The 21,098-nt window shown below is 70.0% G+C and carries 13 protein-coding genes; 10 read left to right on the top strand and 3 right to left on the bottom strand.

The genetic code is table 11. The annotated features are described in order from the left end of the window. Positions 1-7: 7 nt before the first annotated feature. Positions 8-988, bottom strand: a complete 981-nt coding sequence (locus HUA75_RS38165; protein WP_174489239.1) for an NADP-dependent oxidoreductase — start codon at positions 986-988, stop codon at positions 8-10. 199 nt (positions 989-1,187) lie between these two features. Between HUA75_RS38165 and HUA75_RS38170 the strand changes: the two genes are divergently transcribed. The 5 genes from HUA75_RS38170 to HUA75_RS38190 all read left to right on the top strand — a co-directional run bounded on the left by HUA75_RS38170 (position 1,188) and on the right by HUA75_RS38190 (position 9,266). Continuing rightward, positions 1,188-1,658, top strand: a complete 471-nt coding sequence (locus HUA75_RS38170) for a hypothetical protein (RefSeq protein ID WP_141643041.1) — start codon at positions 1,188-1,190, stop codon at positions 1,656-1,658. A gap of 118 nt (positions 1,659-1,776) precedes the next feature. Further along, a complete protein-coding gene (locus HUA75_RS38175; protein ID WP_141643040.1) occupies positions 1,777-2,862 on the top strand; it encodes an AAA family ATPase in 1,086 nt (361 codons plus the stop codon). Beyond that, positions 2,862-5,174 carry a DUF5682 family protein gene (locus HUA75_RS38180; RefSeq protein ID WP_174489240.1) on the top strand — a complete coding sequence of 771 codons (2,313 nt, stop codon included), beginning with the start codon at positions 2,862-2,864 and terminating at the stop codon, positions 5,172-5,174. Before HUA75_RS38175 ends, HUA75_RS38180 begins: the two co-directional genes overlap by 1 nt. Continuing rightward, a complete protein-coding gene (locus HUA75_RS38185; RefSeq protein WP_174489241.1) occupies positions 5,171-6,382 on the top strand; it encodes a VWA domain-containing protein in 1,212 nt (403 codons plus the stop codon). The genes HUA75_RS38180 and HUA75_RS38185 overlap by 4 nt, the downstream gene beginning before the upstream one ends. Next, positions 6,375-9,266 (top strand): HEAT repeat domain-containing protein, encoded by a 2,892-nt coding sequence (locus HUA75_RS38190; RefSeq protein ID WP_174489242.1) that lies wholly within the window; start codon positions 6,375-6,377, stop codon positions 9,264-9,266. Before HUA75_RS38185 ends, HUA75_RS38190 begins: the two co-directional genes overlap by 8 nt. 75 nt (positions 9,267-9,341) lie before the next feature. Here HUA75_RS38190 and HUA75_RS38195 read toward each other — a convergent pair whose 3' ends face one another. After that, positions 9,342-10,172, bottom strand: coding sequence for an alpha/beta fold hydrolase (locus HUA75_RS38195; protein ID WP_174489243.1), 831 nt, complete (start codon positions 10,170-10,172; stop codon positions 9,342-9,344). A 121-nt stretch (positions 10,173-10,293) separates the two neighbouring features. Continuing rightward, entirely contained in the window at positions 10,294-11,544 is a 1,251-nt protein-coding gene (locus HUA75_RS38200; protein WP_174460505.1) for an AAA family ATPase, read from the bottom strand. A gap of 146 nt (positions 11,545-11,690) precedes the next feature. On the opposite strand from HUA75_RS38200, the gene HUA75_RS38205 reads away from it, so the two are divergent. The 5 genes from HUA75_RS38205 (at position 11,691) to HUA75_RS38225 (ending at position 21,037) form a co-directional block, all read left to right on the top strand. Next, entirely contained in the window at positions 11,691-12,731 is a 1,041-nt protein-coding gene (locus HUA75_RS38205; RefSeq protein WP_174489244.1) for a hypothetical protein, read from the top strand. A 147-nt stretch (positions 12,732-12,878) separates the two neighbouring features. Further along, positions 12,879-14,930 carry a HEAT repeat domain-containing protein gene (locus tag HUA75_RS38210; protein WP_174489245.1) on the top strand — a complete coding sequence of 684 codons (2,052 nt, stop codon included), beginning with the start codon at positions 12,879-12,881 and terminating at the stop codon, positions 14,928-14,930. 132 nt (positions 14,931-15,062) lie between these two features. Next, positions 15,063-16,721 carry a TolC family protein gene (locus HUA75_RS38215; RefSeq protein ID WP_174489246.1) on the top strand — a complete coding sequence of 553 codons (1,659 nt, stop codon included), beginning with the start codon at positions 15,063-15,065 and terminating at the stop codon, positions 16,719-16,721. Beyond that, positions 16,709-17,854, top strand: a complete 1,146-nt coding sequence (locus HUA75_RS38220) for an efflux RND transporter periplasmic adaptor subunit (protein WP_174489247.1) — start codon at positions 16,709-16,711, stop codon at positions 17,852-17,854. Before HUA75_RS38215 ends, HUA75_RS38220 begins: the two co-directional genes overlap by 13 nt. 9 nt (positions 17,855-17,863) lie before the next feature. Continuing rightward, positions 17,864-21,037 (top strand): efflux RND transporter permease subunit, encoded by a 3,174-nt coding sequence (locus HUA75_RS38225; protein WP_174489248.1) that lies wholly within the window; start codon positions 17,864-17,866, stop codon positions 21,035-21,037. The last annotated feature ends 61 nt before the right edge of the window (positions 21,038-21,098 follow it).

The following is a 21,098-nucleotide window of genomic DNA, read 5'->3' on the forward strand; positions in this document are numbered from 1 at the left end:
TCAGGCTTTAGTGGATGCGCAGGGCCAGCTTGCCCAGGTGGTGCTTGCCCACGGCCTCGTGCGCGCGAGTGACTTCATCCAGGCGGTAGACCTTCGAGACCTCGACGTGGAAGGGGCCGGACTCGATGAGGCTGTTGAGGCGGCCGAGCACCTTGGGGTTCGCCTCGCCGTTGTAGGCGGTCGCCTTGACGCCCTCGGGGCCCTTGGGCGCGGGCTCGACGCCGTTGGGGTACGCGATGTGGCCGCCCTTCTTCACGACGGCCTTGAGCAGCTCGTTCACCTTGTCTCCGCCCGCGAGCACCAGCGCCGCGTCGAGGCCGTCCGGAGCGAAGTCCCGCACCGCCTTCGCGACGTCGTCGGAGCGGCCATCCACGGCCTTGTCCGCGCCCAGCTTCTCCATCAACTCCACGCCGTCCGCGCCGGAGGCCACCGCGAGCACCTTGGCCCCGAGCCGCTTCGCCAGTTGCACCGCGAGGTGCCCCACGCCGCCGCTCGCGCCGTACACCAGCAGCGTGGTGCCCTGGCCGACCTTGAGGGTGTCCTCCACGCCTTGGAGGGCCGTGATTCCGTCCGCCGCGAGCACGCCCGCCTGCTCCGCGCTCAGTCCCTTGGGTACGGGCGCGGTGTCCGCGGCCCTCACCGCGGTGTATTCCGCGTAGAAGCCTCCCTTCTCGTTCAGGAAGCCGAAGGCGTAGACCTTGTCGCCGACCTTGAGGTTCTTGACGCCTTCGCCCAGGGCCACGACGGTGCCCGCGCCATCCGTGCCAAGCACGTATGGGAAGGAGGCCTTGCTGCCCGGCTTGTAGCCTTCCATCTCGCCCGCGCGCTCGGCGGGGTCCCACTGGCCGATGCCGGCGGTCTCCACCTGGATGAGCACCTCGCCGGGGCCTACCTGGGGAACGGGGACGGTCTTGGTGCCGAGAACTTCCGGTCCGCCGAAGCGGTCGATGGCGGCGGCCTTCATCTGAGAGGGAACGGAGGTCTTCATGGAAATGACTCCTCGCGGGCGGAGGTCCCGCGCCGGACAGGGTTCCTCCGCAGGCTGGTCATGGGTGAGAGGAATTGCAGAGGAAGCGACGAAGCCCCAAGCCAGGGCCCGCCCTCACGCCCGCCACCCTGGCGCGGGAGGACACCAGGCTGGCGTACAGTCGCGCGGCGGATTTTCCCCGAAGATTCCGGAGGTGGAGATGTCGTCGCGAACGAAGCTGCGCTCGCTGCTCGTCGGTGGTGTCCTGCTGCTGTCCTCCACCGCTGGCAGCGCGAGCGCTCCGAGCGTGTCGCTGGGAGGTGTCGAGCTGCGCGTCTTCGACCGGCAGAAGGGTTCCATCGTCACGGTGGAGGAGGCCTCGGACCCGTATGGGATGAACGTGGACGCGCTGCTGCTGGTGAAGGTGCAGGGCAAGTACGAGGGGGACAAGCCGCTGAAGCTGAAGCTCGTGGTGAGCGCGCCGAAGGAGGAGTCGGAGGCGGGTGAGCGGCGCGCGTGGAAGGTGACGCAGACGCGCGAACTGCACGTGCTCGCGGAGGGCGGCGTCACCGTGGTGCCATTCCTGATGCCCTACGAGTGCTCCTCCACCGTGAAGGTGGTCGCCACGCTGTCGGGCCCGGGCGTCAACGGGAGCAAGAAGCTGGACACCGCGTTTCCGTGCGCGGAGTGAGTTGCCTCCACGCGCCGCCCACCCGGAGGCATGCGCCCTTCAGGGTCGGTTTTGCGAGGGGTATCCAAGACAACCCCTCGGATTGCGGCGTGTCAGACCGAACCGGTAGCTTGCATGCATGCCGGACATCCGACTGCCCGCCGAAGCGAAGTTCAAGACTGAGCTGGAAGCCCTCGCCGCCCATGACGACAAGCCCCGTCCTCCTGGATGGGCACTGTCGCCTCGTGCCGTGGAGACGTACATCCTCGGCGGATCCAAGCCCGTCGGCGGCGTGACGATTACGCCCAAGTACGTCGGCGACAAGGGACTCATCCAGGTCTGCATCGCCACCCTCGCCTCGGACCGCGCGCTGATGCTCGTGGGCGAGCCCGGCACCGCGAAGAGCTGGCTGTCCGAGCACCTGTCCGCCGCCGTCAGCGGCACCTCCGCCCTCATCGTCCAGGGCACCGCCGGCACCAGCGAGGACCACCTCAAGTACTCGTGGAACTACGCGCTGCTGCTCGCGCAGGGCCCCACGCCCGAGGCCCTGGTCCCCTCCCCCGTCCTGCGCGCCATGCGCTCCGGCAAGTTCGCCCGCTTCGAGGAAGTCACCCGCACGTCCCCGGAGATTCAGGACGCCCTCATCTCCATCCTCTCGGAGAAGCAGGTCTCCATCCCGGAGCTGGGCGAGGTGGTCAGCGCCCAGCGCGGCTTCAACCTCATCGCCACCGCGAACACGCGGGACAGGGGCGTCAACGAGATGAGCGCCGCCCTCAAGCGCCGCTTCAACTTCGTCACCGTCCCCGTGGTCGAGGACCTGGAACAGGAAATACAGATTGTGACGAAGCGCGAGGCGGAGCTGCGCAATGACTACCAGGTCGGAGTGCCGCCTCCGGAGGAGCTGTCGCGAATCCTGCTGACGCTCTTCCAGGAGCTGCGCAAGGGCGTGACGAAGGACGGCAAGACGAAGGTCCGCACCCCGGGCGCCGTGCTGTCCACCGCGGAGGCCATCAGCGTGCTGTTCAACAGCTCCATCCTCGCGGAGCAGTTCGGCGGCGGGAAGGTCACCCCCCACGAGCTGGCCGCCTCGCTGGTGGGCGCCGTGGTGAAGGAGCAGGAGGACGACGTGAAGGCCCTGCGCGAATACATGGAGACCGTCGCCAAGGGCCGCACCGGCGCGTGGAAGGACCTGTACTCCGCCAGCAAGAAGCTCCTGAGGGGCTGATGGACCTGGACCTGCTCTCCCGGGTGCATCTGTTCCCGGTGCGCCACCACTCGCCGCGCACCACGGCGGTGCTCGGACGCTGGCTGGAGCGCGTGAAGCCGGAGGTCGTCCTCATCGAGGGGCCTTGCGATGCCTCCGACCTGATTGACGTGCTGTGTGACGCGGAGACAAAGCCGCCCATCGCACTGCTCGGCTACCGCACGGATGACACGCCGGGCTCCGCGCTGTGGCCCTTCGCGGACTACTCCCCCGAATACGCCGCCCTGCGTTGGGCGAAGGTGAATCGCGCCCGCGCGCTGTTCATCGACATCCCCGTCGGTGTCAGCCTCGGCATGGACCGCCATGACGAGACGGCCGGTGTCGAGAGCGAGGAGGTCCCCGAGGGCGAGCGTCACGAGCACCTCCATGACGAAGAGCCGCTCACGGAGCGGTTCGCCCGCGAGCAGGGCTACCGCTCCTTCGAGGAACTGTGGGAGGCGCTGTTCGAGGCGCCCGACTGGACGCCCGAGGGTTTCCGCCCCGTGCTGCTCGCCTGGGCGGACGTGCTCAACGCGGGGCCTCGCCAGGACTACCACCGCTGGCGCGATGCGTTCATGGCGCGCAAGGTGCTGGAGGTGGTGGCGAGCGGCGTCGCGCCGGAGAAGGTCGCCGTGGTGGCGGGCGCCGCGCACATCGCGGCCTTCCTGGCCCGGGACGTGGAGCCCACGCTGGAGGCGAAGCTGCCCAAGGCGGTGCCCTGCGCGGTGACGGTGATTCCGTACAGCTTCCCCCGGCTGTCCGAGCAGCTCGGCTACGGCGCGGGCAATCGGGCGCCGCACTTCTACCAGAAGGCCCACGAGGCCCAGTGTGACTTCCGGCGCGCGACGCTGGAGGTGCTCATCGACTTCGCCGCGCACCTGCGCATGCGCGGCTTCACCGCGTCGCTGTCGGACGTGCTGGAGGCCTACCGGCTGGCGATGACGCTGGCGGACCTGCGCGAGAAGAGCGCTCCGGGACTGGATGAGCTGCGCGAGGCCACCGTGGCCACGCTGTGCCGGGGTGACGCGACGCATGTCGACGCGTTCCTGTGGAAGAGCGTCGTCGGTCATCAAGTGGGACGGGTGGCCAGTCGCATCGGCAAGAACTCGCTCCAAGCGGAGTTCTGGCGGGAGCTGGACACGCGCCGGCTGCCGAGCACCGACAGCGCGGAGACCTTCACGCTGCGCCTCAACAACACGGTGGAGGTCGGCTCCTCGGTGTTCCTCCACCGCCTGCGCGTGGCGGGGATTCCCTATGCGACGCTCGCGGCCACGGGACAGCAGCGCGCCTCGCCGCAAGAGGCTGGCGGACAGGCGGCGCTGACGCGGGTGCGCGAGTCGTGGCAGGCGCAGTGGACGCCGTCCACGGACGTGGCGCTGGTGGAGAAAATCGTCCTCGGCGACTCGCTGGAAGCCGTGACGACCCGCGTCCTCCAGGAGCAACTGGACGCGGCGAAGACCACGGGCGCCGCCGCGGACGTCCTGTTGGAGTCGGTGATTACCGGCTGCCCGCAGACGATGGCCGCGGCCCTGCGCGCCTGTGACACGCACGCGGCCACGGACGTGGACCTGCCCTCGCTCGCCTCGGCGGCGCGCGCGCTGTCCGGACTGGTGGCCTATGGCACCTCGCGCGCGCACACGGACGTGGGCGACGAGGCGGTGGCGGTGCTCTGCCAGAAGACGTACTCCCGCGCGCTGCTGCGCGTGCGCGAGGCCTGTGCCTGCGCACCGGACGCCCTGCCTTCCGTGGTGGAGGCGCTGCGCACCCTGCACGAGGTGGCGCTGGCCCAGCCGCTCGCGGACAAGGCCGGGTGGCTCGCGGAGGCCCGCGAGCTGATGGACAGCACCACCGTGCACCCGGCGACGTCGGGCCTGGCCACGGGCCTGCTGTATCTGGCGCATGAGCTGAGCGAGGCGGAGGTGGCGCTCATCGTCGGACTGCGGCTGTCGCTGGCGGTGGCTCCCGAGGAAGGCGCGTCCTGGCTGGAGGGCTTCCTGGGCGTCAACGCGCTGGTGCTGGTGAAGAACCGCGAAGTGGTGAAGGCCCTGGACGACTTCCTGACCAGCATCGACCCCGAGCGCTTCCGTCAGACCCTGCCGGTATTGAGAAGGGCACTGGGCGTGCTGGGTACCACCGAGCGCCGCTACCTCATGGAGAACGTGGTGGCGGTGCGGCAGCTCGGAGAAAAGGGCCGGGCCGTGAAGACGGTGCTCGAAGAGAAGGACACAGCGAAGCTCAAGGACATGAGCGCCGAGCTGGGCAAGGTGCTCGACGACCTGGACGACCTGCTATGAGCGTGGACCCCAAGGAACTGGCGGAGAAGGACCGGGATGCCCTGCTGCGCTGGCGGCTCGCGCTCGGCCCGACGGCGGAGAAGACGGGAGCCTGTCCCTCGCTGCGGGCCCTGAGCACCCAGGCGGGCTCGGTGGGCGTGGGCGGCGGAGACCTGGAGGCGTTGGATGACGCGCTCTCCTTCGTCTACGGGGAAAAGCGCGCGAGTTCGTCCGGCTCGCGCCCCTACATCCCCGAGTGGCTGGGTGCGCTGCGGACTTTCTTCCGCGACGACGTGATTGCGCTCGTCCAGAAGGACGCCATCGAGAAGAAGGGGCTCACCCAGCTCCTCTTCGAGCCGGAGACGCTGCCCTTCCTCGACAAGAACGTGGAGCTGGTGACGACGCTGGTCAGCGCGCGCGGGCTCATCCCCGACGAGGCGAAGGCAATTGCCCGGCAGATTGTCCGCGAGGTGGTGGAGGAGCTGCGCAAGAAGCTGGAGTCCTCCATCCGCACGGCCGTGTTCGGCGCCCTGCGCAGGGACAGGACGAGCCCGCTGCCGATTGCTCGCAACATCGACTGGAAGCGGACCATCCGGCAGAACCTGAAGGGCTGGGACGCGGAGCACAAGCGACTGGTGCCCGAGCGTTTCTACTTCTGGCCCAACCAGCGCAAGCATCACGAGTGGGATGTGACGCTGGTGGTGGACCAGTCCGGTTCCATGGCGCAGAGCGTGGTGTACAGCTCCGTCATGGCGGCCATCTTCGCGTCACTGGATGTGCTGCGCACGCGCCTCATCCTGTTCGACACGGAGGTGGTGGACATGACGCCCCTGCTTACGGACCCCGTGGAGGTGCTGTTCACCGCGCAGCTCGGCGGCGGAACGGACATCAACCGCGCGGTGGCCTATGCGCAGGCGAACCATGTGCAGCGGCCGGAGAAGACCCTCTTCCTGCTGATTACCGACCTCTATGAAGGCGGTGACGCGGAGGAGCTGGTGGCGCGGCTGCGCCAGCTGGTGGACTCGCGGGCGAAGGTGCTGTGCCTGTTGTCGCTGTCGGACGGAGGCAAGCCCACGTACGACCACGCCATGGCGGAGAGGCTCACCGCGCTGGGCATTCCCTGCTTCGGGTGTACGCCCAAACGACTGGTGGACGTGGTGGAGCGGGTGATGCGCAACCAGGACCTGACGCCGCTGCTGGCCGCCCACAAGGAGATGCACCATGGCTGAGCCTCGCAAGGTGGCTGCCAGCAGCGGAGGGTTGACGGAAATCATCGGGGACCCCTCGGAGGTGGCGAAGGGCACTCGCATCTTCGACGACAAGCAAATCACCCACCTGTCCCGCTTCGAGAACCGGCTGTTCGCGGATGCGCTGGGCTCCGGGGCGTCGCCCTACAAAGTGTCGCTGGTGTTCGGTGACGGGCGTGAGGTGAAGGGGAAGTGCTCCTGCGTGGCCGCGCGCTCGCGGCCCTTCTGCAAACACGCGGCGGCGCTGCTGGTGGCGTGGGCTCGCGCGCCGGAAGCCTTCGTCACCACCGATACGGCCCCGGCGGGCGCGGGAGGCCCGGCGAAGAAGAGCGTGAAGAAGGGCAAGACGGAGACGGGCGAGCTGATGAAGGCGGGCGTGGCGCAGGTGTCCACGCTGGTGCGGGAGCTGGGCCTGTCGGGCGTGACGTCCCTGTCCGAGGACCGCGCCGAGCAGGTGCGCGCCCTGGGTGAGTCGCTGCGCGCCAATGGCCTGCGCCGGCTGGCGGCGCGCACGGTGGAGGTGGCGGCCCTGCTGGAGCAGGCGGCGGCGCGCACGGGCACGTTCGAGCCCCCCGTCTTCACCGACCTGGTGGCGGACATGCTGCTCACCGCGCGCAAGGTGGAGAAGCACCTGGGCGGTGAGCCCCTGGAGGACCGCTACGTCGAGGAGCTGATTGGCAAGACGTGGACGAAGAAGGACCGGGCTCCCATCGAGGGGCTGACGCTGGTGGAGTACTCCTTCACCACGCGCACCACGCCCGACAACTTCCTCGTCCGGGAGAGTCGCTTCCTGGAGCTGGGCTCCGGAGCCCACTACACGGAGAAGCAGATCCTCCCCGCCTTCCTCAAGACGGTGGAGCCCAAGAAGAGCCACGCGGGCGTGGTGCTGGAGGAGGCCAAGGGTGGGCAGTACCCGGGCTTCCCGCCTCGGCGGCTGGACCTGGAGGACGCGAAGTCGACGCATCCGCAGGACGACTCGGCGCTGCGGCTGTTGGTGAAGATGGCGCTACCGGATGTCGGGGCAGCCCTGGCGGCCTTCCAGGAGCACCGCAAGGACGTCTTCGCGCCGGAGCTGCTCCCCGTGGCGCTGCGGGTGCAGACGCTCCTGGCGAGCGGGCAGCGCTCACAGTTGGTGGACTCGGGAGACCGGGGGCTGTTCCTCCCGGCGGACTCGCGGCTGGAGGAGCCCTTCGCCGCGGCGCTGGAAGGGGCCACGTTGAAGGTGGTGTTGGGGGACGTGGGGCTGGAGGCGGCGCTCCCCACGCTGTTCCCGCTCGCGGTGGTGGTGGAGACACCGGAGGGGCTGGAGCTGCGCGGACTGGGGCTGCGGGAGGCAACGGAGGAGCCCACGCGGCGTCGGCGGCGTCGGGCGAAGCCGGAGGCGCCGGTGGCGGTGCCTCGCAGCGGATGGGCGGACGCGGCGCGCGAAGCGGGGGCGTCTCGCGCGGCCATCGCCCTGGCCGAGGTGCGGGATGAGCTGGCGGAGAAGTTCTCCAACGGGCTGTCCTCGCTGTCTCCGCGCGCGGTGGAGCCGCTGGTGGCCCGACTGAGGGAGCTGGGGCTGGAGAAGCCCGGAGCGCTGCTGGAGGCGCTGGCGCAGCGGCCCGACGCGGCGGAGCGGCTGGATGACTTCGTCAAGGTGTACCAGGTGCTCGGCATCGCCCTGGTGCGGCTGGCGGGGGCGGCGCAGGTCCAGGGGGACACGTTGGAGCCGGTGCCCACGCACCCGAGCATCCACATCCGGAAGCCCGAGGCGCCGCTGCCTCCGGGTGAGGCGTTGTTGAAGCGGGCTCGAGGAGAGCTGTCTCGCTACGAGGCCGCGGCCCATGCGGCGCACTACTACGCGAGCCTGGACGCGGACTCGCTGTTGGAGTCCCTGTATCCCGCGTGGAGCGACGGCGCGGCGAGCACCTTCGTGGCCCGGGCGGTGGCGGCACGTCCGAAGGAGCGCGTGCTGGAGGTGGTGAAGCAGGCCCTGTCCGAGCACCACAGCCGGATGGTGCGCCGCACCGCCATCCAGGTGCTGGGGCAGTTGGAGGTCCATGCGGCGCGAGTGCTGTTGGACGGCATGACACGCAAGGGCCACGACGCGGGCCTGCGGCTCCATGCACGCGAGGTGTTGAACGACGTGCAGGCCCGGGAGACGGGGCCCGCGTCCATCGCGGCGCTCGCGAAGGTGCGACAGGGGAGGATTCGGCCGCTCGCGCAGCGGGCGCTGTCGGAGCCGACTCGGGAAGCGCGGCTGGCGGCGGTGGACCAGCTCGAGGGGTTGGGGCTCACACAGGCGTGGCCGGTGCTGCGGCAGGTGTTCTACGGAGACCCGTCGAACGAGGTGCGGAGACGCGCGGCCATGGCCCTGGCGTGGCTGGGGGACTCGGAGGTGCTGGACAAGTACGTGCACAGCGTGGAGGCGCGCGACACGGACGACGAGGAGGCCAAGACGGCGGTGTACGCGCTGGGGGTGCTGGGTGACGTGCGCGGCGCGGAGACACTCCTGGCGGCGTTCGTCGACGGGTGGAAGCCGGGCGTCGTGTCCGACTCGCTGAAGACCTTCGGGCTGGCGATGCTGGAGCCGGCCGTCCGATTGGCGGAGACGCGGCCGGAGGCGATGGAGCGACAAGCGCTGCGCAACCTGTTCGAGCGCTTCCCGGCGGAGGCGCTCTCGAAGGTGCTGCTGGCCCACGTGGAGGCGGCGCGCGCGCACCCCGAGCGGCTCACACGCTTCGGGACGTACCTGAAACTCGCGAACGAGAACATCCACGGCGCGGGCAAGGTGGTGGCGGCGGCACTGCTCGACATCCCCGATGCGGCTGGGGACAAGACGCTCTCACGCGCGGCGAAGAAGACGCTCGGGGTGAAGACCTAGCCGCGACGCCGTGCAGGCCAACACCGCGCCGGGGCGCGCACACAGTCCCCGGCGCGAACACCGCACTGCCCCAACTCACCCCACGCGTGACGACACGTGCGGTCTCACCAGCGACTCCAGGAAGGAGCCAAGCGCGGCGTTGACGAGCGCGGGCTCCTCCACCGTGGAGGAGTGCCCCCCGCGCGGAAGCCGCGTCAGCCGCGAGCCCGGAATCAACTGGTGGAGCCGTTCGGCCTTCGCCGGAACGGTGGCCACGTCCTCTTCTCCCACGACGATGAGCGTGGGTACGCGGATGTTCGGCACCTCGTGTGACACCGCGTTGCGACGGATGACACCGTTCACCGCGCGCCAGATATCCCGACGGTTCTCCAACAAGCGCGCCCGCCACAGCGCCCGCTCCTCCGCGCGGTTCGGGTCCGTCAGGAACGTCCGGCCAAACATGATGCGCATCACCGGGTCCACCACCGGCCGCAACCCCGCCATCCGAGCGATGAGGTTGAGCAGCGTGTAGCGCGGCACGTTGGCCAGCGGCTCGGGGTCCGCCGACGTATCCAGCAGGCTGAGCGAGCGCAACAACTCCGGCCGGCGCGCCGCGATGCGCATCCCGATGAAGCCTCCCATGGACAGGCCGACGAAGTGACACGGCCCCAGGTCCAGCTTCTCCATCAGCCCCACGGCGTCCAGGTACAGCGTCTCCATGTCGATGGTGCTCGCCTCGGGCACCGCGCTGCGCCCCTGCCCCCGGTGGTCATACGCGATGCAGCGATAGCGACTCCGCAGCGCATCCACCTGCGGGTCGAACAGCCGCGAACTCCACAACAACCCATGGCTGAACAGGATGGGCTCACCCGAGCCACCCGTATCCTCGTAGTGCAACTCGGTCCCATTCACGGTCAACATCGGCATGGCGGTTCCCTCCCCACGTCCCGCAGGATAGGACAGCTCGTGACGCGACACGGCACCCGTCTTGCCGCGGTGCGCCGGCTGTCGACTCGCGGACGCCCGTGGGAGAACGGACGTGCCCGGGTTACCAGAGCCCCTGGGCCTGGAGCAGGGCCCCCATCTGTCCGGGCGCGGCGGCGCTGGCGGTGAAGAGCCGCTCGGCGGCCTCCGGCGACGGGTCTTCCCAGGTCAGCAGGCCCGTGTCCTCCTCACGACGACACACCACCAGGCTCGCGCGCACGTGCTCCGCGGACTCGAAGGCGAGCAGGTCCATCAGCACGGGACTCTGGCTGGTGAAGAAGCTCTGCCGCCCCTTGAGCGGCTCGACGCTGGCCCGCACGAGCTGGGGGTGGAGGGAGTGGGCCACCTCATCCACGACGACCACCGCGCGCGCCCGGGCCAGGTAGTGCTGGAGGGCGAGCAGGCGCTTCTGGCCATGGCCCAGCTGACGCGCGGAGACCCGCGTGTCGCCAGGGCCCAGGAAGTCCAGCTCCAGGCCTCCGAGCGTGAGGGATTCGTACTTGCCCTCGGGCGACGCCTCCAGGGGAACGAGGCTGGCCTCCGCGGAGGTGAAGCCGAGCAGCCGCGACGCGTCGCGCAGGAAGGGGACGGCGTCCGACGGGACGACATACCGCGCGGAGCCCCACTGCGCCGCCGCCAGCCGCCGCAGCCCGTCCAACAGCGCCTCCGACGCGAGCCCCGTGCCCGTGGCGAGCACCCCCTCCGCCCGCCGGGAGAGGCGCAGCTCCACCTGGTAGAGCTGCTCGAAGTAGGCGAGCCCCTCGTCGAAGCGGCTCAGCCCCGCCAGGGCGGACACCTCGCGGGCCATGGCCAGCAGCGGCTCCACCGTGGCCGTGCCCTCGCCCGTCTTCTCCACCCAGGCGATGCCTCCGGACATGAGGACCAGCCACAGCCGGCCTGCGACTTCGGGAGCCAGTCGCTCCTGGACGACGAGCGAGGTGTCACCCTCGCGCGAGACGGTGACCTGGAGCCCCTCGCGACGGATGACCAGCGGCCACGCCATGTCGCGCGGCGACACGACGATGTCCATGGACAGCCCGGAGCCCGCGGGCCCGTCCTGGGGCATCACGGGCACGTTGCGGACCCGCACCGTGATTCGGCCGGTGTCCGCGCTCAGCGCGTACTCCAGCTCGAAGGGCTCCAGGGCCATGGCCGTGAAGTCCGAGCTGGCGACGGCCGCGAGGAGGTCCAGGAGCAAGGTCTTCCCCGTGCCGTTGCGGCCCAGCAGCACGTTGAAGGACGGGCTGAACGACAACCTCGTGCCGGGGTTCACGGAGCGGAACTGGTGGACCTGGAGCCACTGGAGCTTGAGCATCGTCCGCCAGCCTCTCCCCCGGACACGCCAGGGTCAACCCCGCCTGTGACACAATACGCTACTCCCGGAGAAGTCAATCAACACCCATTGTGAACAATTCTTGAGACAGTCAGGCTGCTGGTGCAACGCATTGACGGAGGTCACTCATGTCCCCGCAGCCGCGCCTGATTCGTTTCACTTCGAGGATTTCATTGCTCGCGCTCCTGGCCGCCCTGGGTGCCGTCACCTGGAGCACGCAAGCCCAGGCGCGGACGCCAGGGGGCGTCATCGGCGTCGGGTATTACGACCATCAAGGCCCGCCGCCCTGGGTCGATACGGCTTGCAAGTACACGGCGGTCTACAAACCTTGTCATTGCCCGCCCCCTACCGTCGCAAACTTCGACTCCGCCATGGGCTGTTCCAACGAGAGCCAGGCGTGGGCTGACAGGGACGCGCTGAACTCCTGTACCAACCTCTGTGCGAGGGCGGCCAAGGACTCGCCGGGGTCCGGCAACGGCAACAACAACGGCGGTGTCGCGGGACGTCCAGGGGGCTCGACGAATGGCGGCATCTCGCTCGGCGGCGCCGGCACCCTGGCGGCCCGGGAATCGGGGGGCTATGTGGCGTTCGTCCCCTTCAGCCTGGAGCCCATCGGACACGCCGAGCAGAAGGAGCAGCTGGCCGAGGCGCTCGTGGAGGCCACCGCCGTCCCCTGGGTCTTCCTCGAAGGGATGGGCGAGTCCATCCAGTGGGAGGACCCGAAGGGCTCGGCGGCCTTCGTCCAGGCCTACTGGAGCGACCGCGGCGCGCCCAACCCCATTGGCCACTGCAAGCACTCCCTTCAGGTCTCCTGTCCTCTCCAGGACGTGAAGCTCGGTGACAGCCTTCAGGTCTGCTCGGGGGAGAGCGACGAGGACGCCCAGAAAATCGCCGAGACGAGCTGCGCGCCGCTGCGCTACGACGCGCTGAGCCGCTCCTGGAAGACCTGGGGCCTCTTCGGCTACCACCACGAGGGCCCGTACCGCGCGCCGACCGCGACGGTCCTCGCCGTGGGTCCCCAGCAGTTCCTCGGCTTCGTGCCCTCCAGCATGGAGGCCATGGGCCCCTACGAGGACTGGAACAAGCTGGCGGACGAGCTGCTGGAGCGCACGGAGGGCACCAGCGTGTGGCTCGCCGGACCGCCGAAGTTCTACTCCGCCAAGGAGTAGCGACCCACCGGCCGCGCCCGCCCCGCGGCTCGCACGCGGGGCGGGGTGACGGCCCGCCCAACCCGGGAGGACGGCCCAGTCCCGCCATCCCCGGGAGCCCGGCTTGTCACGACAGGGCGCGACAGGCAGGCTCAGGGCACTTCCGACATGCGCCCTGCTCGTCCCGCCCTGCTCGCCCTCGTCCTCCTCGCATTGCTTGGCACGGCCGCGGGAGTCACCTACGCGCTGCGCCCGCCGGCCTCCACACCGGCCACCGCGAGCGCCTCCCCTCCCACCGCGCCCAAGCCCGTGGCCCAGGCCACGCCACCGCCCGCCGAGGTGAAGGACGGGCACCCGCCGCGCGGCGTCTACGCCGGCGCCGAGGCGTGCGGCGAGTGCCACGAGGACGAGCACGCCGAATGGAGCAAGGGCTGGCACTCGCGCGCGCTGTCCCCGGCGACGTCGAAGTTCGTGGTGGGCGACTACCGCAAGAACACGCACTTCAAGGGAGACTCCAGCGAGGCGTGGATGCGTCGCGACGGTGAGCACCACTTCATGCGCACGAAGGGCGCGGACGGGCAGCTCGCGGAGTTCCCGGTGCAGTGGGTGGTGGGCGGCAAGCGCATGCAGGACCCCGTCACGGTGCTCGCAGACGGTCGCTGGCAGGTGCTGCCCGTCTACTACCACGTCACCGGCAAGGGCGAGTGGGTGGACTACTCGGAGACGAAGCAGGGCGCGCTCACGCCGGACCACCCGTTCTTCTGGGCCAACTTCCGTCGCAGCGCGCAGCACGCGTGTCTGGACTGTCACGTCACCGGACTCGACGCGCGCCATGACCGCGCCACCCACACGTGGACCACGCGCTTCACCGACGCGGGCGTCGCGTGCGAGAGCTGCCACGGGCCCGGCGCCAGGCACGCCGACACGCAGGACCCCAAGGACATCGTCCAGCCGTCGAAGCTGTCCCCGGAGCTGGGCTTCGCGGTGTGCGCGCAGTGCCATGGCCCGCGCCGTCCCCTCTTCCCCATCCTCGACCTGGCGCACCGCTTCCAGCCGGGCCAGAAGTACGAGGACTTCTACCAACCCATCGTCCTCTTCGTGGGCAACGAGCGCTCCGGCGACTACTTCACCGACGGCCGCCCCAGCACCTCCAGCTTCGAGTACCAGGCCCTCATCCAGTCGCAGTGCCACCTGCAGGGCAATGCGACCTGCCTCACCTGCCACACCGCGCCGCACGAGCCACACGCGCCCAACGAGCTGAACCTGCCGGAGAAGACGGCCGCGAAAATCTCCGTGGGCTCGGCCACCTGTCAGCAATGCCACGCGGACCTGTTCGCCGCGGGCGCGAAACACTCCAAGCACACCGGGCGCGCCGCGCAGGACTGCGTGGCCTGTCACATGCCGCCCGTCGTCTCCGGCGTGCTCGACAAGTTCGCGGACCATGCGCTCGACGTGCCCGCGCCAAAGAACACCACGCGCCACGGCATCCCCAACGCCTGCAACACGTGTCACACGAAGGAGACGCCGGAGGCCATGGACCAGGCCCTGGCGAAAATGTGGCCGGACTCCGCGAAGCGGCAGGAGCGGCGCGTGCGCCTGGCGGACGCCTTCGACGACAAGACGGCGGACACCAGCCGGCCCGCGCTGGAGGCCGTGCTCGCGGACACGAAGGAAGCCGCGTCGCTGCGTGGCGTGGCGGCGAAGGTGCTCGGGCGTCGATACAAGCGCGAGGCCGTGCCCGCCCTGCGCGCCGCGCTGAAGGGGACGCAGGACAGCCTGCTGCGCGCGGATGTCATCGAGGCGCTGGGCGCCGTGGGTGGCAAGGAGGCCACCGAGGACCTGGCGGCGCTGCTCCAGGATGGCTCCACGTGGGTGCGCCAGTCCGCGGCGCTGACGCTGGCGAGCTTCGGCGACGCGCGCGGCACCGCGGCCGTGGAGGCGCTGGCGTCGCGGCCGGAGACCTCCGGACTTGTCCAACCGCACATCATGCTCGGGCAGCTCGCCGTGCGGCGGAAGGACCTGACCACCGCCATCCGCGAGTTCGAGCGGGCGTTGGATTTGCAGCCCTACAACGCCGACGCGCTCGTCCGTCTGGCCGACCTCTATGTCGTCCAGGGACAGGTGGAGAAGGGCAAGGAGCGGCTCGAGGACGCGCTGCGCTTCGACCCGCAGAGCCGCGCGGCGAAGCAGCGTCTGTCCATGCTCAAACAGGGCCGCTGAGCGGAGGACGCAAGCCCCCGGGCGCTCCATCCACTGCTGAGCAGGCTCTCGTCCCTTTTGTCAGACAGGCGGGGACCGGCCCCGGGGTACGTGGCCGGTATCGGGTGCCTCCCCTACCTCAGGGCACCCGATATGAACGCCCTGCTGCTCGCCCTCCTCCTCTCGCACCCTGGCTCCGAGCCAGGGGTGCCGCTCGCCCAGGCCCGGCCGCCGTCCGCCGTGCGACAGCGGCCTCAGGGACACGGCGCGCCCAAGGTGCTGCCCATCCAGAATCCCAGGCCGCAGTCGGCCCAGGGACAGGGCATTCCCGTGACGCCCCCGGGAGCGCCGTCACAAGCGCCCGGCGCGCCACGGCGGGGCACCCCTCCCCAGGGGCAATGGGACACGTCCGCCCCAGGGCCCGGTGAGGACACTGGGACGAGCGACGACCCGCCGGAGCCACCGCAGCCCGAAGTGTCGGACCCGCTGCTGACGCCCATGCCGCCCGCGCCCATCCAGGTGAAGTCCTGGGAGGAGGCGCTGGAGATGGTGCGACAGAGCTCCACCGACTTGAGGACCGCGCTGGCCCAGGTGGAGTCCGCGGCGGGACAGGCGCGCATCGCGCTGGCGGGCCTGCTGCCCGTCATCACTGGCACGGTGGGCGTGCAGTACAACGTGCTGGACCCCGACTCGACGACCTTCATCGGCGGCGGCACGGGGGGCGGTGTGGGCGGTGGCGTGGGGGGAGGCATTGGCGGCGGTGTCGGCGGGGGCACGGGGACGGACAGCGCCCTGAGACCCACGCAGCCGCCGTTCGCGGGAATCCTCTCGGCCTCCGTGCCGCTGTTCGACCTGCAGGCCATTGACGCACGGCGCACGGCGAGGGAGGCCCAGCGCGCCGCGGCGTGGTCGCTCGCGGAGACGCGGCGTCAGCTCAGCGGCGCGCTCGCCCGGGCGCTGGTGCAGGTGGCCGCGCAGGAGCGACTGGCCGAGGTCAACCGCGTCAACCTGCGCACCGCGCTGGAGCGGCTCGCCCTCGCACAGCGGCGGTTGGATTTGGGCGCGGGCACCCGGTTGGACGTGGTGCGCGTGAAGCAGGACGCCGAGTCCGCGCGCGCCCTCGTCGTGTTGGGTGACGAGAATCTGCGACAGGCGCGCGAGGCGCTCGGGCTCGCACTCGGGTTGCCGCAGGCGGTGGGCCTGGCGAAGGGCGTGCGCGTGGACGAACTGCTCCAGAGCGCGCGGAAGGACTGCCGCCAGCTTCCAGAATTGGAGGGGCGCTCGGACCTGGCGGCGGCGCGCTCGCGCTTCAGGGTGGCGCAGCGGCAGGTCAGCTCGGTGAAGGCGCAGTACGCGCCCTCGATATCGCTGACGAGCACGACCATTGCCCTCACGGTGGAGGACGACTTCGTCAACGTGCCCATCTGGAACATCGGAGCCAGCCTGCTCCTGCCCTTCTGGGACGGCGGGGCACGCGCGGGACTGCTGCGACAGTCCCGCGCGGAGGCGGAGGTCGCGCGCCAGCAGGTGATTCAACTGGAGCGCTCCGTCACGGTGGAGGTCACCCAGGCGCGGCGTGGCGTGAAGGTCTCCCAGGCCTCGCGGGACATCTCGTCGCAGGAGCGGGTACTGGCCGAGGAGAACGACAGGCTCACCCGACGCAGTTTCGAGGTGGGTACGGGCACCAGCCTGGAGCTCATCCAGACAGCGGCGGCGCTGCGACAGGCGGAGCTGGCGCTGGTGGTGCGCGAGTTCCAGCTGGAGCAGGCGCGCGTCGAGGCATTCCTTGCGGAGGCGGCATGCGACTGGTGAGGACATGGGGCGCGGGGTGCGCGGTGGCGCTGGCGCTGGCGGGGTGCAAGGGCTCGAAGGAAGGGGACGGCCCCCAGGGCGGGCAGGCCGGCGCGGGGACGGCCCTGTCCGTGCAGACGCTGGCGCTGTCGCCCGGCGAGGTGCAGGAGGCGGGCGAGTACGTGGGCACGCTCATCTCCCGCAGCAGCATCTCCCTGTATCCCCAGGTCGCCGGCTACGTGCAGGCGATTCCGGTGCGGCCCGGCTCTCGCGCGCAGCGCAACGAGGTGCTGCTGGTGGTGGACCCGCGCAGGGAGCAGGCGGGGCTGCGCGCCAGCCAGGCCCAGCGCGCGTCGGCGCTGGCGCAGCGCGAGTTCGCCCGGCGCACCCGGGAGCGCAGCGCGCAGTTGCTCAAGGAAGGGCTCCAGAGCCGCCAGGACTATGACCAGGCGGTGGCGCAGGCGCAGCAGGCGGAGGCGAGCGCGCGGGCGATTGAAGCGCAAATCCAGTCGCAGCGCGTGCAGCTCGGCTTCTACGAGGTGAGCGCGCCCTTCGCGGGCGTGGTGGGAGACATCCCGGTGAAGGTGGGCGACTACGTCACGCCGCAGACGCGGCTCACCTCGCTGGACCAGAGCAAGGTGCTGGAGCTGTCCGTGCAGGTGCCGGTGGACCGCGCCCAGCGCGTGCAGGTGGGGAAGACGCCGCTGGAGGTGCTGGACACGGAAGGCAAGGTGCTGGTGTCCGCGCCCGCCTTCTTCGTGGCGCCCACGCCCGCCGCGACGACGCAGTTGGTGGAGGTGAAGGCCGCCTTCGAGAACACGGGCAGGCTGCGCGCGGGGCAACTGGTGCGCGCGCGCGTGGTGTACGCATCGCGCGAGGCGCTCACCGTGCCCACCGTCGCGGTGACGCAAATCAGCAGCCAGTCCTTCGTGTACCTGGTGGGCTCGGCCGACGGAGGCACCGTCGCGCAGCGCACGCCACTGGATGTGGGAGAAGTCACGGGCAACGACTACGAGGTGACGGGAGGGCTGGACGCCGGGGCCCAGGTGGTGGTGACGGGGTTGCAGTTGCTGCGCGATGGCCAGCCCATCAAACCCACGCCCGCGAAGCCCGAGGGCCAGGGTGTGGGCGGCGCCTCCGACGCGGGCCAGTGAGAGGACGGCATGTTCACTGACTTCTTCATCCGCAGGCCCATCTTCGCCAGCGTGCTGTCCATCCTCATCACGCTGACGGGGGCCATCAGCATCCCCTCGCTGCCCATCGAGCAGTACCCGGACCTGTCGCTGCCGGAAGTGCAGGTGACGGCGACGTACATCGGCGCGTCGGCGGAGACGGTGGAGAGCGCCGTGACGACGGTGCTGGAGCGCCAGCTCAACGGCGTCCAGGGAATGCGCTACATCTCCTCCACCAGCAGCAACACGGGGCAGAGCAGCATCACCGTGACGTTCGACCAGGACCGGGATTTGGACATCGCGGCGGTAGACGTGCAGAACCGCGTGGCCACCGCGTCGCCGCAGCTCCCCGCCGCCGTCAACGCGCTGGGCATCACCGTCAACAAGGCGCAGACGCAGCTGCTCATGGCCTTTGGCCTGTTCGACGCGGAGAACCGCTACGACACGGGCTTCCTGAGCAACTACGCGGACGTCTACATCCGCGACGCGCTCCTGCGCGTGAAGGGCGTGGGCGATGTGCGCATCTTCGGCGAGCGGCGCTTCGCGATGCGGCTGTGGCTGGACCCGACGGAGCTGGCGCGGCGCAGGCTGCAGGCCTCCGACGTGGTGGCGGCGCTGAGCACGCAGAACGTGCAGGTGGGCGCCGGACAGGTGGGCCAGGAGCCGGCGCCTCCGGGGCAGAACTTCCAGTTCACGTTGCAGGTGCAGGGGCAGCTCGCCACGGCGGAGCAGTTCGGGGCCATCGTGGTGCAGCGTGGCCAGGATGGCTCGCTGGTGCGGGTGCGGGACGTGGGCCGGGTGGAGCTGGGCGCGGAGAACTACGCGCAGTTGCTGCGCTTCAACGGCCGGGACGCCGTGGGTCTGGGCATCTTCCAGCTCCCGGGCTCCAACGCGCTGGAGGTGCGCGACGGCGTCGTCGCGGAGCTCAACCGCCTGCAGAAGAGCTTCCCCCCGGGCATGAAGTACGAGGCCGCCTTCGACACCACCGTCGCGGTGCAGGCGTCGATTGAAGAGGTGCTCGTCACGCTGGGCGAGGCGGTGCTCCTCGTCGTGCTGGTCATCTTCATCTTCCTGCACGGCTGGCGCAGCGTGCTGGTGGTCGCCACCACGCTGCCGGTGTCACTGATTGGCACCTTCCTCTTCGTCAGCGCGTTCGGCTTCTCGCTCAACACCCTCACCCTCTTCGGCCTCACGCTGGCCACGGGTCTGGTGGTCGACGACGCCATCGTCGTCATCGAGAACGTGGAGCGCACCATGGAGGAGGGCTACTCGCCGCGCGAGGCCACGCAGCGGGGCATGCGCCAGGTGGCCGGCGCCGTGGTGGCCATCGCCCTGGTGCTGTCCGCGGTGTTCGTCCCGGTGTCCTTCTTCCCGGGCACCACCGGCTCCATCTACCGCCAGTTCGCGCTCACCCTCGCCTTCTCCATCAGCCTCTCCGCGCTGGTGGCACTGACGCTCTCCCCCGCCCTGTGCGCCCGGCTGCTGCGGCCTCAAGAGGGCCAGAAGTGGCTGGCGTTCCGCAAGTTCGACAAGGGCATGGACCGCTTCCGCGACGGCTATGGCCGGCTCCTGGAGAAGCTCATCGGCCCGCTGAAGTGGCCGGTGGTCATCGTGTTCGCGTTGTGCCTCGTCGGCACCGTGCTGGTGTACCGGGCCACGCCCTCCGGCTTCATCCCGGACGAGGACCAGGGCTACATCATCGTCGCCGTGCAGGGCCCGGAGGGCACGTCGCTCGACTACACTCGGCGGGTGCTGCTCCAGACGGAGGACGTGCTGAAGAAGCAGCCCGAAGTCGTGGACATCTTCACCGTGGGCGGCTTCTCGCTCCTGGGCACCGGCGCCAACTACGGCACCCTCTTCGTCAACCTGAAGCCCTGGGACGAACGCAAGACGCGCGAGGAGAGCGTGGCGGGCCTGGTGGAGCGACTGCGCGGTCCGCTCATCGGCATTGGCGGGGCGCGCGTGCTGCCCTTCCAGCCGCCGGCCATCCGAGGCGTGGGCAGCGTGGGCGGCTTCGAGTTCGTCCTGGAGGACCAACTGGGCGGACGCTCCCTGTCGGACCTGGCGAAGACGACGGAGGCGCTGGTGGGCAAGGCCAACCAGGCCCCGGTGCTGCGCGGGGTGTTCTCCTCCTTCACCGCCAACACGCCGCTGCTCGATATCCAGGTGGACCGGGAGAAGGCGCTGTCGCTCGGCGTGCCGTTGGATTCGCTCTTCTCCACGCTCCAGGTGTACCTGGGCAGCCAGTACGTCAACGACTTCACCTTCTCCAGCCGCGTGTATCGCGTGTACGTGCAGGCGGCGATGCCCTTCCGCAGCGAGCCCAGGGACATTGGCGCGCTCTATGTGCGCTCGGCGGGCGGGGACATGGTGCCGCTGGAGGCCCTGGTGCGAATCAAGCCCATCACCAGCGCGCAGAACATCCAGCACTACAACCTGTATCGCTCCGCGGAATTGAACGGGCAGGCGGCCCCGGGCTCCAGCAGCGGCGCGGCGCTGGAGGCCATGGAGGGCGCGGCGCGCGAGGTGCTGCCGGAGGGGTACACCTACGAGTGGACGGGCCTGTCGCTGGAGCAGAAGGAAGCGGGTGGGCGCGTGCTCATCATCTTCGGACTCGGTATCGTCTTCGTGTTCCTGGTCCTCTCCGCGCAGTATGAGAGCTTCGCGCTGCCCTTCGTCATCCTCCTCGGGGTGCCGGTGGCCATGCTGGGTGCGCTCGGGTTCCAGAACCTGCGCGGCCTGCAGAACGACGTCTTCTGCCAGGTGGGGCTCGTGATGCTCGTCGGACTCTCCAGCAAGAACGCCATCCTCATCGTCGAGTTCGCCGAGCAACTGCGCCACGAGGGAAGGAGCGTGATGGACTCCGCGATTGAGTCCGCGCGCACGCGCCTGCGTCCCATCCTGATGACGTCGTTCGCCTTCCTCATGGGCGTGGTGCCGCTGGTGCTCGCCTCGGGCGCGGGCGCGGCGGCGCGCAAGTCCCTGGGGACCACCGTGTTCGGCGGCATGTTGCTGTCGACCTTCGTCAACCTCATCTTCATCCCCGTGCTGTACGCGGTGGTGGAGTCCACGCGCTCCCGACTCCTCAAGCGGCACGAACACGCACGGCCCGATGGCGGAGGAACACCACCGCCCAACGAGCCGCCGCGTCCGCAGCCGGCCTGAGCCACGTGGCGGGGCCGATACGACCCAATATCCCAAGCCGGAGGGTTCGCTATCCTCCGGC

This window comes from Myxococcus sp. CA040A, assembly GCF_013336725.1.
GTDB classification, from domain to species: Bacteria; Myxococcota; Myxococcia; order Myxococcales; family Myxococcaceae; genus Myxococcus; species Myxococcus llanfairpwllgwyngyllgogerychwyrndrobwllllantysiliogogogochensis.